General features: G+C 36.1%; 18 protein-coding genes. 7 read left to right on the top strand and 11 right to left on the bottom strand.

Translation table 11 applies throughout. The features are described from left to right. The 4 genes from WFK35_RS00270 to WFK35_RS00285 form a co-directional block, all read left to right on the top strand. Positions 1 to 1,103, top strand: a 1,103-nt coding sequence (locus tag WFK35_RS00270) for an exopolysaccharide biosynthesis polyprenyl glycosylphosphotransferase (RefSeq protein ID WP_336730817.1), incomplete at its 5' end; no start/stop codon positions are given. 106 nt (positions 1,104 to 1,209) lie between these two features. Then, entirely contained in the window at positions 1,210 to 1,962 is a 753-nt protein-coding gene (locus WFK35_RS00275; RefSeq protein ID WP_235131997.1) for an MlaE family ABC transporter permease, read from the top strand. Next, positions 1,962 to 2,777 carry an ABC transporter ATP-binding protein gene (locus tag WFK35_RS00280; RefSeq protein WP_214587603.1) on the top strand — a complete coding sequence of 272 codons (816 nt, stop codon included), beginning with the start codon at positions 1,962 to 1,964 and terminating at the stop codon, positions 2,775 to 2,777. Before WFK35_RS00275 ends, WFK35_RS00280 begins: the two co-directional genes overlap by 1 nt. After that, positions 2,761 to 3,378: an outer membrane beta-barrel protein gene (locus tag WFK35_RS00285; RefSeq protein ID WP_214587604.1), complete on the top strand. Its 618-nt coding sequence runs from the start codon at positions 2,761 to 2,763 to the stop codon at positions 3,376 to 3,378. Before WFK35_RS00280 ends, WFK35_RS00285 begins: the two co-directional genes overlap by 17 nt. A gap of 40 nt (positions 3,379 to 3,418) precedes the next feature. On the opposite strand, the gene WFK35_RS00290 is transcribed toward WFK35_RS00285, so the two are convergent. Next, positions 3,419 to 3,736 carry a hypothetical protein gene (locus WFK35_RS00290; protein ID WP_214587605.1) on the bottom strand — a complete coding sequence of 106 codons (318 nt, stop codon included), beginning with the start codon at positions 3,734 to 3,736 and terminating at the stop codon, positions 3,419 to 3,421. A gap of 91 nt (positions 3,737 to 3,827) precedes the next feature. Further along, positions 3,828 to 4,634, bottom strand: a complete 807-nt coding sequence (locus WFK35_RS00295) for a M48 family metallopeptidase (RefSeq protein ID WP_235131999.1) — start codon at positions 4,632 to 4,634, stop codon at positions 3,828 to 3,830. Between the two features lie 106 nt (positions 4,635 to 4,740). Here WFK35_RS00295 and WFK35_RS00300 point away from each other — a divergent pair, with 106 nt between their 5' ends. Further along, entirely contained in the window at positions 4,741 to 5,286 is a 546-nt protein-coding gene (locus WFK35_RS00300) for a DUF4251 domain-containing protein (protein ID WP_214587607.1), read from the top strand. A 2-nt stretch (positions 5,287 to 5,288) separates the two neighbouring features. On the opposite strand, the gene meaB is transcribed toward WFK35_RS00300, so the two are convergent. Next, a complete protein-coding gene (gene meaB, locus WFK35_RS00305; RefSeq protein ID WP_336730868.1) occupies positions 5,289 to 6,272 on the bottom strand; it encodes a methylmalonyl Co-A mutase-associated GTPase MeaB in 984 nt (327 codons plus the stop codon). A 434-nt stretch (positions 6,273 to 6,706) separates the two neighbouring features. Here meaB and WFK35_RS00310 point away from each other — a divergent pair, with 434 nt between their 5' ends. Beyond that, positions 6,707 to 6,997 carry a c-type cytochrome gene (locus tag WFK35_RS00310; protein WP_235132000.1) on the top strand — a complete coding sequence of 97 codons (291 nt, stop codon included), beginning with the start codon at positions 6,707 to 6,709 and terminating at the stop codon, positions 6,995 to 6,997. Between the two features lie 19 nt (positions 6,998 to 7,016). Then, positions 7,017 to 7,307: a cytochrome C gene (locus tag WFK35_RS00315; RefSeq protein ID WP_336730819.1), complete on the top strand. Its 291-nt coding sequence runs from the start codon at positions 7,017 to 7,019 to the stop codon at positions 7,305 to 7,307. A gap of 178 nt (positions 7,308 to 7,485) precedes the next feature. Here WFK35_RS00315 and WFK35_RS00320 read toward each other — a convergent pair whose 3' ends face one another. The 8 genes from WFK35_RS00320 to WFK35_RS00355 form a co-directional block, all read right to left on the bottom strand. Beyond that, positions 7,486 to 8,478, bottom strand: a complete 993-nt coding sequence (locus tag WFK35_RS00320) for an enolase C-terminal domain-like protein (protein ID WP_336730820.1) — start codon at positions 8,476 to 8,478, stop codon at positions 7,486 to 7,488. Positions 8,479 to 8,502: 24 nt separating this feature from the next. Further along, entirely contained in the window at positions 8,503 to 9,018 is a 516-nt protein-coding gene (locus WFK35_RS00325) for a tetratricopeptide repeat protein (protein ID WP_336730821.1), read from the bottom strand. Continuing rightward, complete coding sequence (gene prfH, locus WFK35_RS00330) at positions 9,005 to 9,703, bottom strand: peptide chain release factor H (RefSeq protein ID WP_336730823.1); 699 nt, start codon at positions 9,701 to 9,703, stop codon at positions 9,005 to 9,007. The genes WFK35_RS00325 and prfH overlap by 14 nt, the downstream gene beginning before the upstream one ends. Next, a complete protein-coding gene (locus tag WFK35_RS00335) occupies positions 9,682 to 10,269 on the bottom strand; it encodes a hypothetical protein (RefSeq protein WP_336730825.1) in 588 nt (195 codons plus the stop codon). Before WFK35_RS00335 ends, prfH begins: the two co-directional genes overlap by 22 nt. A 6-nt stretch (positions 10,270 to 10,275) precedes the next feature. After that, entirely contained in the window at positions 10,276 to 10,821 is a 546-nt protein-coding gene (locus tag WFK35_RS00340; protein WP_336730826.1) for a hypothetical protein, read from the bottom strand. Positions 10,822 to 10,905: 84 nt separating this feature from the next. Further along, positions 10,906 to 12,297: an RtcB family protein gene (locus WFK35_RS00345; protein ID WP_336730828.1), complete on the bottom strand. Its 1,392-nt coding sequence runs from the start codon at positions 12,295 to 12,297 to the stop codon at positions 10,906 to 10,908. 11 nt (positions 12,298 to 12,308) lie between these two features. Next, entirely contained in the window at positions 12,309 to 12,797 is a 489-nt protein-coding gene (locus tag WFK35_RS00350) for a hypothetical protein (RefSeq protein ID WP_336730830.1), read from the bottom strand. 36 nt (positions 12,798 to 12,833) lie between these two features. Then, complete coding sequence (locus tag WFK35_RS00355; protein ID WP_336730832.1) at positions 12,834 to 13,571, bottom strand: hypothetical protein; 738 nt, start codon at positions 13,569 to 13,571, stop codon at positions 12,834 to 12,836. Positions 13,572 to 13,876 lie beyond the last annotated feature (305 nt).

Consider the following 13,876-nt stretch of genomic DNA (forward strand, 5'->3'; position numbering starts at 1 on the left):
TCATTCTGGGAGTTTTTCTTATCGGAAAGGTGAGTTACAATGTATTTTTCAATTCGGATATTTACTGGCTTTCGTTTTATCTGTTTTTCTTTATTTTCCTTGCGAAATCTTTGATTTATTTTGGAATTAAATACTTCAGAAGTCTCGGAATCAATCACAGAAATGTTATGTTCCTGAGTGAAAACAGCTCTACAGAAGTTTTAAAGAATATTTTAAAGGATAGACGAGATTACGGTTATAAAATTTTCGACTATCAAAATGCAGAAATAAATGCTGAGGAACTGATTGATTTCTGGAAGACAAACGGAATTCATACTTTATTTATTCCGACTGAAAACAGATATGATGAAAAGCAGGAAAGGGAAATTTTTAAATTGGCTGAAGCCAACAAAGTGCATATTTCTCTGATTCCGAGTATTATTCAGAATAATTTTTTTCTGTATGATATTGGCTATATTCAGACACAACCGATTCTCAATCAGGCAAAATATCCTCTCGATTACTACTCCAATTTTTTACTGAAAAGAACCTTTGATGTTATTTTTTCGGTAATAATTTTAGTGGGAGTCTGTTCGTGGCTTTTTCCGATTATCGCCATTTTAATACGGTCTTCATCGAAAGGTCCCGTCTTTTTTATTCAGGAAAGATATGGTTTTCATGAAGAAGTTTTTAAATGTATTAAATTCAGAACCATGGTTGTGAATGATGAATCTTCCACGAAAACCACTTCAGAGAATGATTCAAGGATTACAACGATCGGGAAATTTTTAAGGAAAACCAGTCTGGATGAAATGCCACAGTTTATAAATGTTCTGAAAGGTGAAATGTCGATTGTAGGACCGCGGCCGCATATGTTGGCTGTTGACGATTATTACAAACCTAAAATCGGAAGATACAGTTTAAGAAGTCTTGTAAGTCCCGGAATTACCGGGCTTGCTCAGGTAAACGGGCTTCGCGGAGATGCCGGAGATGTGGAAGTGGAAATGAACAAAAGGGTTTTAGCAGATGCCTTCTATGTAAGAAACTGGAGTTTTGTGCTGGATCTTGTGATTATTTTAAAAACAGTTTTGCTGGTTCTTACAGGAGATAAAAATGCAAAATAATGTTTTTGGTCTACATTGTGATATACTAAAATTTAATGTTGAAAGTGAGGCTTCGTTCGGGTCTCAACTTCAATCTAATTCAATAAAAAAAGTCTAATTTAGCAGAATGTTAAAAAAGTTTTTTACAGCTGTAGGAGAATACATCCTTCTTCTTGGTAAATCTATTCAGAAGCCTCAGAAAATGAGGGTTTTCTGGAAGCTGTTTATGAGAGAAATAAACGATTTGGGAGTCAACTCTTTTGGGTTGGTGATCTTCACTTCAATATTTGTGGGAGCAGTTGTTGCGATCCAGATGTTCAATAACTTCGATGCTTCATCTTTCCCGATTCCTCCTTCTTTCGTAGGATATGCCACGAAAGCGGTTTTGGTTCTGGAATTTTCCCCGACTATTATCAGTCTGATATTAGCCGGAAAAGTAGGCTCTTACATTGCTTCCAGTATCGGAACAATGAGGGTTTCCGAACAGATTGATGCTTTGGATATTATGGGAGTAAATTCTCCCAACTTTCTGATTTTCCCTAAAATTATTGCCTGTGTAATTTTTAATCCTTTATTAATTGCCATTAGTATTGTTTTTGGTATCGCAGGAGGATATATTGCAGGAATTTTAACAGGAAACTGGACGACAAACGATTATGTTGTGGGTATCCAAATGTATATGCCTAATCTGTTTATTTATTATGCATTTACCAAAACTATTGTTTTTGCCTTTATCATTGCAACAGTTCCTTCTTATTTCGGATATAATGTGAAAGGAGGATCGCTGGAAGTTGGTAGAGCAAGTACACAGGCTGTAGTCTGGACAATGGTATTTATTATCCTTTCGGAATTGTTATTAACCCAATTAATTTTAAGCTGATGATTGAGGTAAAAGATCTTAAAAAGAGTTTTGATGAAGTTGAAGTACTTAAAGGAATTTCAACCACTTTTGATAAAGGAAAAGTAAACTTAATCATCGGACAGAGTGGCTCCGGTAAAACGGTTTTCCTTAAAAGTTTATTGAATGTTTATCAGCCAACATCGGGAGAAATTCTTTTCGACGGAAAAGATATTAACGTAATGACGCGTGAGGAAAAACAACATCTTCGTTCAGAAATCGGAACCGTATTTCAGGGAAGTGCCCTATTTGATTCTTTAACGGTGGAAGAAAATATTATGTTTCCGCTGGATATGTTTACAAATTTAACATTCAGAGAAAAGAAAAAAAGGGTGTTTGATGTTATCGGAAGAGTGCATTTGGATAAAGCCAACCGAAAATTTCCATCTGAAATTTCCGGAGGAATGCAGAAGCGTGTGGCGATTGCAAGAGCTATTGTAAATAATCCGAAATATCTTTTCTGTGACGAGCCCAATTCAGGTCTTGATCCTTATACGTCTAATGTAATTGATGATCTTCTGCTCGAAATTACCAAAGAATATAACACGACAACGATTATCAATACCCACGATATGAATTCTGTAATGACAATTGGCGAGAAAATTGTTTATCTGAGGCTTGGTATCAAAGAATGGGAAGGAAATAAGGATGTTCTGATTACGGCAGGCAATAAAAATCTCATTGATTTCGTTTATTCATCAGAGTTATTTAAAGAACTAAGAGAATATCTGCTTGAGAATAATAAAACGATTGATAACACAATTACAAAAATAGAAGATAATGAAAAAGGCATTTAGTATAGCGTTAATAGGTTTTTCTATGTTGGCTTCCGCGCAGATTTCACTTGCGGGAAAAGCAAATTTAATTTTTCCTACAGGTTCTCCTTCGTGGAAAAATATTAAAGGAACCGTAAATCAGGCAATTGAAGGAGAGGGCAAAAATAATGTAGGTTTCAATATTGGTCTTTCTTTAAAGGCAAATCTTCCTGCCTCGTTCTTTCTAATGCCGGAATTGTATTATACTACTTTTAAAAGTGATTTTACAGATCCTGCATCAAATACCACTTTCGATATTAAAAATAACCGTCTGGATTTACCTGTATTAATCGGGCATAAAGTTTTAGGTGATTTTCTGGGAGTGTATGCAGGTCCGGTAGCGAGCTATAATTTGAGTAAAGAAAATACCTATAACGATTTTCAGGAAAACGCAAAAGACAATTTTACAGTAGGTTACCAGTTCGGAGCTCAGCTGGAAATTAAAAAATTTCTTGTGAATGCAAGATATGAAGGTGCTTTCAGTAAAGATTCCAGAAATTTTATCAACAAAGTTTCCGGACAGGAAATCCGATATGATAACAGACCGAATTTATTTATGGTAGGTGTCGGATATAAATTTTAACTGACGAAAATAACAACTTAATAAAAAAATCCTCAGATCATTAGATTTGAGGATTTTGATTTTCACGACTGCGAAGTTCTGCTTCACGTCTTGCAATTTCTGCCGCCTGTTTTTCCAGATCTTCTTTATCTTTTTGCAATTGTTTAAATTCTTTTCTTTTCTGCTCAGCTTTTATCGCACTTCCTTTACTTACATAGCCTACCATTCCTCCGATAATTAAACCAATTCCGATTCCGCCCAGAATTCCCATGATATGAGACATCTGAAGATCATTTATTGTAAAATTATTAGATGTTAAATAAAACAGCAGTATAGACAAAGCTAAGAGCACAAGTCCGATGATGGTTAAATTTTTCATAGTGTTGTGTTTAAGTGGTTTAAATTAAAAAGCCCTATCAAATTTATTAAAATTCAACAAGGCTTTACTCAAGATTAAAATTTTGTATAATTTACATTTTACCTCCTGCAGCCTTGTAATATTCCAAAGCTTTAGGCAGGTTTTTATTAATATCTGAAATTCTTGTCTCAGGATTCGGGTGAGTAGAAAGGAATTCCGGTTGTCTGGCTCCGGTAGATGCAGCTTCCATCCTGTTCCAGAACGGGATTGCTTCTCTAGGATCGTAACCAGCCATTGCCATCAGATATAATCCCATCTGATCTGCCTCAGACTCCTGATTTCTTCCGTATTTTAATAAGGCTACCTGAGAACCGATAGGGTAAACCTGCTGAAAAACACTTGCCCACTGGGAATTTGAGATAGATCCTCCCAAAATCTGTCCGCCGTACTGTGCAATCATAGCCTGAGAAATTCTCTCATTTCCGTGTCCTGCCAAAGCGTGAGAAACTTCATGTCCCATTACGACAGCCAGTCCGTTTTCATTCTTTGTAACCGGTAAAATCCCTGTATAAACGGCAACTTTTCCGCCCGGCATACACCATGCGTTCAGTTCGTTACTCTGAAGAAGATTAAATTCCCATTTGTAGTTCGCAAGATCTGCAGAACGCCCAATTTGCTGATAATATCTTTCGGCAGCAGACTTTATTCTGGAACCTACACTTACCACTCTTTTTGCATCTGCAGTTCCGGAAATCACTTTGGATTTCCCTAGTGTTGTTTTGTATTCCTGAGCAGACATGGTCATAATTTCCGAGTTATTTGCCAACTGCAGAGAAGATCTCCCCGTAATAGGGTTTGTAGTACAGGCAGCGACCGACAGAGCTATGGCTCCGATTCCAAAAATGTGTTTTATTTTCATAGTGCGAGTGTATAAGTTCAAGCTTTACAATTTTTGTTCCAAAATAATTTTAAAGAATATATTTGCATATAATTTGCTATCTAAATTTAACAATTATTTTAGTAACATGAAAAAGTATATTTCAATCATATGTATTTTTGGATTTCTGATGATCTTTCAGAACTGTTCTTCCCAAACCGCTACCGATTCTCAGAGTGTAACAGCCCTTATTAATTCTGATGATTTTTCTTTCCGTGCAGAAAGAGCAACACCCACCAATTATGACGTTATCAACATTATGAGCTCTATGCCGAATGCTACGGCAACCAGAATTCTGGATCTTTCGGGAAGTAATTATTCTATTGATCTGAGAAAGGATAAACTTGAAGTAACACTTCCTTATTTCGGAAGAGTTTTTAACCCTACTTATGGAAACACCACTCAAAACAGTTACAGATTTACTTCAAAAGATTTTACAGTGACTAAATCTCAAGGAAAGAGAGGAAAATCGCTCATCAAAATTAAAGTAAATGACCAGAGTTCGGTAGATGAAATTAATATTGAGGTTTTCAAAAACGGAAAGGCATTTACATCCATCAGAAGCAACGACAGACAGCCGATTTCTTACGACGGATACATTACAAAAAATGAGGTGCAGAAAGAAAAGCTTTAATTTTACTGCTCAGATAAAAATTTTTCAACAAATAATTTTGCTTCGGTACTGGGATTAGAAATCATGGCTGAAGCATTTTTTTTGTGCTGAATGTAGGCTTCTTCGATAGAATTATTTTTTTTCATCATTGTTAAAATATATTCCTGAACCCAATACTCAAAACGCTTTTCTGCCTGTTGAATTCTTACTTCAGCAAATCTTTCGGTTTTCTTTTTGAGGGTTATAAAATCATTAATTTTATTAAAAACATCGTTCAGACCTTCGTTATGTAAAGCAGAACCCAGCAAAACAGGAACTTTCCAGTCTTTTTCTTTTGGCGGAATAAAATCTAAGGCTCTTTTTAATTCCAGTCTGGTATTTTTGGCCTTCTGAAGATTCTCCTGATCGACTTTATTGATGAAAATAACATCTACCATTTCCATAATTCCGCGCTTGATGCCCTGAAGTTCATCTCCGCCGCCAATTATTTTTAAGAATAAAAAGACATCCGTAATATCGGCAACCAAAACTTCAGACTGCCCTACTCCAACGGTTTCGATGAGAATGTAATCGTAACCTGCCGCTTCGCAGATCATCATGGTTTCAAAAGTTGTATTCGCTACTCCGCCCAAAAATCCGGAGCTCGGGGAAGGTCGTATAAATGCATTCTCTTCTTTGGCAAGTTCTTCCATTCGGGTTTTATCGCCCAAAATACTTCCTTTATTGATGGCTGAACTCGGATCTATAGCCAAAACCGCTACTTTTTTACCATTGGCAATGGCAAGTCTCCCAAAATTTTCAATGAATGTAGATTTTCCGGCTCCCGGAACACCTGTTACTCCTACTCTAACCGAATTTCCCGTGAAAGGCATGATTTGTTTGAGGAGTTCTTCTGCCTGTGTTCTGTGTTCGGCTTTTTTACTTTCGACTAATGTTATGGCTTTTGCGATCAGGCGTTTATTACCTGATCTTATTCCTTCTATTAGCTCTTCTGTAGAAAATTTCATTGTTTCAAAAATAAGGATTAAAGAGTGAATGGTCAATAGTGAATTCATTTCATTTGTCAATTTTTTTAATGCTGAAAATTGACTTTTTTCTTACAAAACCTGCAGTTGGAATTTGAAGGAAAATTCTATGAATTGATGACTGTACACCTAGCCCCGATTGACGCGACATCCTTTTTTTGTAAGGGAAAGAGTAATGGCAAAAAAAGATATAGCAGAAAGCGGGATTAAGCTTCTAAAACTGTAATGATAAAATTGTTTTTAATCACCATTCAAATGTAGTGAGAATTTTCGCTCATTTTAAAAATTCACAATTTACAAGTGAAACGGATTTCACGATTTACACTACTATTATTTGTATTTCTTCTAAATTATGTGCAATTTCATCAATGGAAACGGGAATTTCCTACATTTGTTTGAATAAACAGTTAAAAAACATGAAAAAACTTATCGCTGTAGCATCATTTGCTGCCGTTTTACTGGCTTCCTGTACTCCAAAAGCTTCCACAGCAGCCACTCCCGTAGCTTCCACTTCTACAGCAGAACAAATTGCACAAGGAAAAACAATTTTCGAAAACTCTTGCGGAAGATGTCACAAATTACCAAATCCTGCTTCTCATACTTCGGTTCAGTGGGTAGGAATTATGAATTCGATGGCGCCGAAAGCGAAGCTTACAGATGAACAGCATCAGTGGGTTTACGATTATATCGTATCTGCTAAAAAGTAAATCACAACAAAATATTTTTATGAAGAAACTGATTTTAGGTATTGTTTTAAGCGTTGCGGGAATGTTAATTTCCTGCGGACCAAAAAGTACAGCGGTAACAGGACCGAAATATACTTCATCCGAACAATTGGCACAGGGGAAAACAATTTTTGAAAACTCCTGCAACAGATGTCATAAATTGCCGGATCCTGCAAAACACGACGATCAGGGTTGGATAAAAACATTAAGCAGAATGGCTCCGAAAGCGAAATTATCGGAAGACCAGCATCAAATGGTTTATGATTATCTGATTTCAGCAAACAAAAAATAGGCTTCACATGAAGTCTATTTTTGTTTTTGATTCTTCTTTATATTTTTAACACAAAAAGCGCGAAGTTTTTTGATTTCTAATCTGTTTATTTTTCGTTCGCAAAAGCGTTTCACTCAGCGAATGAAAGCACTGAGAGAAAAAATTGATAAGCAAAGCGGATTGACGATTTATTGTTCACTTATTTAATCACAATTCCTAAACCTGGTTTTGTAGATAAAATAATTTTTCCGTTTTTAACTAAACTACCTGTCGCATAGTCATTTGAGATTAAATTCGCGCCGTCCAGATCGGCATAATCAACAAGTCCGGTAAGATTGCAGGCAGCAGAAATTCCGACGGTAGATTCTGTCATACAGCCGATCATGATTTTGTAGTCTAATTTTCTGGCTTTTCTGATCATTTCCAAAGCAGGGGTTAATCCGCCACATTTCATTAATTTGATGTTGATGCTTTTATAATAGGGAGTTAATTTGTCTAACGATTCTAAATTCTGACAATCTTCATCTGCCATCCAATTGGCAAAGCCTTCTTTTTCTAAAATTTTATAATTATTGATTGGTCTTGGCTGTTCGAGATAGGAAAATTTTTGATTTTCAGAATGATTTTGAAGCCAAATACAGTCCTCATCGGTAAAACTTGCATTGGAATCTAAAGCAATATTTCGGTTTAACTGTAATAATTTTTCAACTTTGTTTTTATCTAAGCCTTTGCATTTCACTTTGAATTTATTCCATGAGCTTTTTTCGATTATTTCAATCTGATGATCGATTTCTCCAACAGAAATGGTAATGGAACTTTCAACTAATTTATCTGACGGAAAATGATTTAATTCAATAAAACTTTTGTTTTCCAGCTTACCGAAAAGATCCCAATACGCACAATCCAATGCAGAAAGTAAAAACGGAGGCAGATTTAAATTCGATAAAAATGTAAAAAAATCTTTCGGATGAATTATCTCCTGACTTTCAATGAGAATCTGAATTTCTTTTAATTTTAAAACAAAACTTTGAAGATCAATCCTGTAATAATCGATGGCTACACATTCTCCGTAACCTTTACATTTCTGATGAGATAATTCTATGAGCAAGGCTTCTCTTTTATCATAGTTCCCGTAAGCAATTGAAAATGTTTCTTTTAAATATAACGGTCTGCGTTCAAATCTTAATTCCATTATTAAAAATACGAAAAAGGAGACTTATTTCGTCTCCTTCTCTTTTTTAGTTTTCTTTTTTTTCGGCATTTTTGATTTGACGAATTTCTTGCGGTCTTTCACCACATTCAAACTGTATTCTGTAAAACAGTATTTTGCAGATTCATCCAGAAATTTCAAAGCATTGGCAAAACTTCCTCTTTTTTCGGAAAGTAAAGCTCTGTAAAACCATAAGGTTGCTTTGTCAATTCCCTTGATTTTCAAAGAATAATGGATCAGTTTTTCTGCTTCCTGATAATCTTCGTTGTCCAGAAGACATTTAATATAATATTGCGGTGTATTAAGATTCGTCACGTCACACTGCATAGCTTCTTCAAAGTACAGTTTTGCCTTTTCATAATCGGATAACATTTCGCTGTAGATTCTCCCCATCAGGCATAGGCTGTCTGCATCTTCAGGATCATAAGACAACGCATAGTTTAATGCTTCCAGACACTCCGGCAAACTGTACGGATAGTTGTCTAAAGCCTCAAAATAGTATTTATTTTTAGTTAAGGTCATTTTTGTAGTTTTTTAATTCATTTTTGAGCTGACTTCTCTGTTTTTTGAATGATTTGTCTTCATAATTCTTTTTGAAATCGGTTCCGGAAAATGTACGGATCGGATTTCCGCGCTGAACATTCAGATGATTGTTCCATGTTTCCTGCATTCTCTTTTGAAGCTGAATGATGTTATGTTCCAGGACTTTTGCTTTAAGTCTTTCAATCGAAAGTTTTTTATTTTCCAACTGTGAACGCGAATCCTGAACGAAAACACTTTGTCCTGTCGGAATATGCGTTGCCCGAACCGCGGTATTCACTTTGTTTACATTTTGCCCGCCGCTTCCCTGACTTCTCGTGGTCTGAAACTGTATCTCTTTTTCATTAAAATTAATTTTATTCAATCCTTCCAGTTCAAAAACGCCGATAAACCAATTGCTTCTTTTATGCAGTTTCCGGAATGTACTTTTCCCGATCCAGCAAATGCTTCCTAACCAGCTATCTAAAAATTCATTAAGATTTCTTGATCGTAAAAGCAGGGTCACCGATTTCAAAGTGAGGTTTTCATCGCCATTTTCACGGTGAATGATTTCGTAATCTATATTGTTATCTTTTGCCTCTTCGAGAAAGGCCTTCAGAACTTTTGCAACTACCCATTGGCATTCTAAAGGTCCTCTTCCTGAGGTTATTTGTATGAGTTTTTCCATTTTTGTAAAATTTTTAAAATTGCCTCTCTGTTTTTGGCTTCTTTAATAAATGTTGGTAATCTTTCTACCATCCGCATTCTGTACGGCAGTCTCGTTCTTAAATCTGATGAAACATAATTTTCCATTTCCAATACATGCTCTCTGTTTCTCGCCCAAAATAATTTCCCTTTAAAATCTGCCTGAAAATAATACGGACAACCGAAAACAGAATCGTGAATTAAACCTTCTTCTTTAGGAAAAGAATTCAAATACTTTTCAGTTTTTGGCTGAATCTGAAATTGAGAATCACATGCATCACATTTTACATTACTGATTTTAGGTTTCTTTTTTAAGTTGCCTTGCTCATAACGAATGGGATGTGCACAAATCGGACAGTAAAGGTTGACAAAAGCTTTGTAAACCACAAGATCTAATGCATTCTTCTGTAAATCGCAGTGTCTGCATTTCAGAGTTGCCTCTTTATAATTGTGTTCATTTTCTACAACAGCATCTTCACCACAATCCGGACAGACTACGAGAAGATTTTCGTAATATTTGAAATGTTGCTGTTTGTATATTTTTTTCATTTCAATCTATTTTGGCATTTCACTTAATTTCGGATGACCAATAGGATTAATTCTTTTCTCCAGTAAATCTTTTGCAGCCATAACTGCCCAACATTTATCGCTGGAATGAATGTTTCTGTAGAACGTGAGCAAAACTTCAGGCTTTACAACGGTAAATCCATTGGCTTCAACAGTTTCAAGATCATTTCTTTCAAAGAAATCGATTGTAATCCTGTGGAATTTTCCGTTTTTCAGCTCAACTGTTTTCTCATATCTTCGGAAATTCTCTTCGCTCTGAAGATGATCGTATCTTGTCCAGACCTTTTGGAAACCTTCTTGCTGTAGGATGATGACAACTTCTGCAACGTTTTCTTTTTTCACAAAAACATCAATATCCTTATGGTCGTGCGCGTGTTTGTATTCCGTATGTCCGGGTTTAGACATAAAATGCCACGCCCAGCCTCCTGAAATAATAATTTTATCTTTTAATTTTTCTAAAATTTCGAGTCCGCTTTGAATCCTGAATTCCGGCCAGACTTCACCGTATCTTTTTATATTATGAGGTGCTCCCATTTCTTTTGTTTTTTGTTGATTGTTACAGAATGATAGTTGCTGGTTAAAAATCTATCAACCAACAACTAAAATTCATAAACTATTTTACCTGTCCATCCTTACAATTCTCGGTTGGAAAGTTCCCAGAATATCCACCAGTTCACTTTGTGCATTCATCACTTCGTTGATGTCTTTGTACGCCATCGGTGCTTCTTCTGCATTTCCGCCCATTAAGGTGACATTCTTTAATTTTAATTCTTTTTTAATGTCATTTTGAGTAAAAAGACTTCTGCATTCTCCTCTTGAATGCGCTCTTCCGGCTCCGTGAGAAGCGGAATTCAGAGAATCCTGATTTCCTTTTCCGCGAACGATGAATCCTTTTGCCGTCATGGAACCGGGGATCATTCCCAATTCGTTTTCATTTGCCGGAGTTGCTCCTTTTCGGTGAACGATTACTTCTTTTCCGTTGTGGATTTCTTTCCATGCAAAATTGTGATGGTTTTCGATCTTTGCTTTTACTCTTCCTCCGACCACTTTTACCAGTCTTCTGTGAATATCGTCATGACAGGCTGAGGCGTATTCTCCAGCCAGATTCATTGCCGTCCAATATTCTAATCCGAGATGAGTATTGAGATCCAGCCATGCAAACTGTTGCGCTTCTTTCGGCAACGGACACTGTTCTGCTGCAACTCTGGAATAATACTGGGCGATTTCTGCTCCCAATCCACGCGAACCGCTGTGCGAAAGAATTCCGAGGTATTTTCCTTTCGGAAGCCCGATCTGTTCGTCTTCTTCCGTAATTTCAACTTCTCCGAATTCTACAAAGTGATTTCCGCCGCCGGAAGTTCCCATCTGTTTGATGGCTTTTCCTTTTAATCTTCTTAAAATCGGAATGAGATCGAAGGTATCTCTGTCGAAAATCTCGTGGTCGACGTGAGATTTGTGGGTTTCGTACATTCCGAATTTTGTATGTTCGGCAAGGGCTTTTTCGTATTTGTCTCTTGCGCCTTCAAGATATGAAATCGGCGTATCCAAAATACTGAGACTCATTCTGCAGCCAATATCCATCCCGACTCCGTAAGGAATTACAGCATTTTCTACCGCAAGAACGCCTCCGATCGGAAGTCCGTATCCGCTGTGCGAATCGGGCATCAAAGCTCCCTGTGTTGAAATTGGAAGCTTGAGCGCGGTGTATAATTGATTTTTGGCTTCATCTGAAATATTGTTTCCGAAAATATTGAATGTCGCCCGATGTGTATTGAGCATCCTCTTTTCAGTTTTCTTGGATGAAAGCAAAGCTTCAGCAATCTGTCCGAAGGTTAAATCTTTTTCAAAATTTTCCGGATTCACCAGAATATCTTTTAAAATGGATTTGACGTGATGGATGTTTTTAGTGGCAAAGTTCCTTTTCATCACTTCCAGCGCAATGTTGACACTCTGGTTGTTCGGATAGCCTAATTTTAATATATCTTTTCCTTTAAGTTTTAAATTTCCCATTGTTTTTTGTTTTAATTGTCTTCCCAAATGACAAGGCATTTCTTATCCTGCCAGAATTTTTCTAATGTCATATTGGGATTTCCTGTTACTTTAATGGTAAGAGGACTAAGTCTTACACTGAGTTTATGAGATCTGCTTCCATACGTTCCTATGTCTACCATCTCATTACCCAAGAGTGTAAGATTTTTATTTTTTAAATATTTATAAATAGCAGGAATCTGTAAATCTGTTCCTCCCGTCATTTCCGCATGTGGATTCCGTAAGGCTTTGGCTGTATGAATAAGCTCTGATAAATCTTGTGGATGATTTTCGAAATGTTCTTCATAGCTTTTGTAATAGATGATTTCCAAAGCATCTTCCTGCGCTACAAATTCATTGTTTATAAAATATCCGATCTGCCAGTTTTCGCCATATTTACGGTTCCAATCCTGCTGTCTTTTCTGCTGCTGTTTTATATTTCCTGCTTTTCCTATTTTTCTTTCTGCAACTTTCCAGGTCATGCTTACTTTTTGTTGTTTAATGATTTATCTGAAAAATTAAAATTCTCCGTCTGTAAATATTTCTGCGATCTCTTCTGCGGAAATCCTGCAATGAAAATATTTTCTCACGTTAGTTTTCCTTTTGTATTTTTCCCTCCATTTATTGGGTTTCCCATAAATATTTTTATGAATAATTCCTATTACTTTGTGCTGATTTAAATAGGAATCTAATGCATTATATTCTCTTTCTAAATCCTCATCTAAAGGTTTATAGTGTGTAATCATATTGGGTTTTACTCTCAATACAAATCTCCACGGCTCGATGAATTCATAATATTCTTTAATCAGTCTTTTGTTATGAGCGTAATATTCTCTTTTTACAAAATACTGCCTTTCGCGTTCCGTTAAACCAAACTTCGGATTATCCCATTCCCAGGGCAGAACATTTGCTGTTTTTTGTTCTTTTTCCACGTATATTCTCCGTCCGGATTTTCTTTTCTTTTTTAGAAATTTTCGGGTGTCGGAGTACATTTCCGTATTGATTTTCTTTAAAAGATTTTCGAAGAAATCGCCGTCTTTTGAACGTTTTACATCATCTCTCACAACAAAGAATCTTACAAATCCTTTCTGGTAAGGTTTTTCCAGCGGAATGATCGGAATATTCCTTTTCTGCTTCCAGACTTCTCTATGACGTTTATATTTTTTACGTACTTGTTTTTCTACATCTTTTCTTATAATTCTTTTTCTGCTTCTCAGACTTCTTATCCGGAAATACAGAAGGTTATCTTTTTCCATTAATTTAGCATTAGAAGTGAGGTTCAGAAATGTTATTTTCTAAACTTCATATTACATTTCGCCAGGCAAAATATTGGCTGACTTTATCTAAACCTCATAGGTTTTAAAAACCTATGAGGTTTCTTCAATGGCATCTCTTTCTAGCCCAGATTGCAGCGGCATCCTTTTTTGTGGCGACCTGCGCTTCGCTCCGGTCGCCACAAAAAAGATACAGCGGAAAGCTGGAAATAGCTTCAGATAAAAATCATCTGCTAATTCGAAAGAAATCCTAAATACTAAAAAGATTTTTCGGGAAAACTGTTTTT

Origin of the sequence: Chryseobacterium sp. VD8 (genome assembly GCF_037149975.1) — a bacterium.
Taxonomy (GTDB): Bacteria; Bacteroidota; Bacteroidia; order Flavobacteriales; family Weeksellaceae; genus Chryseobacterium; species Chryseobacterium indicum.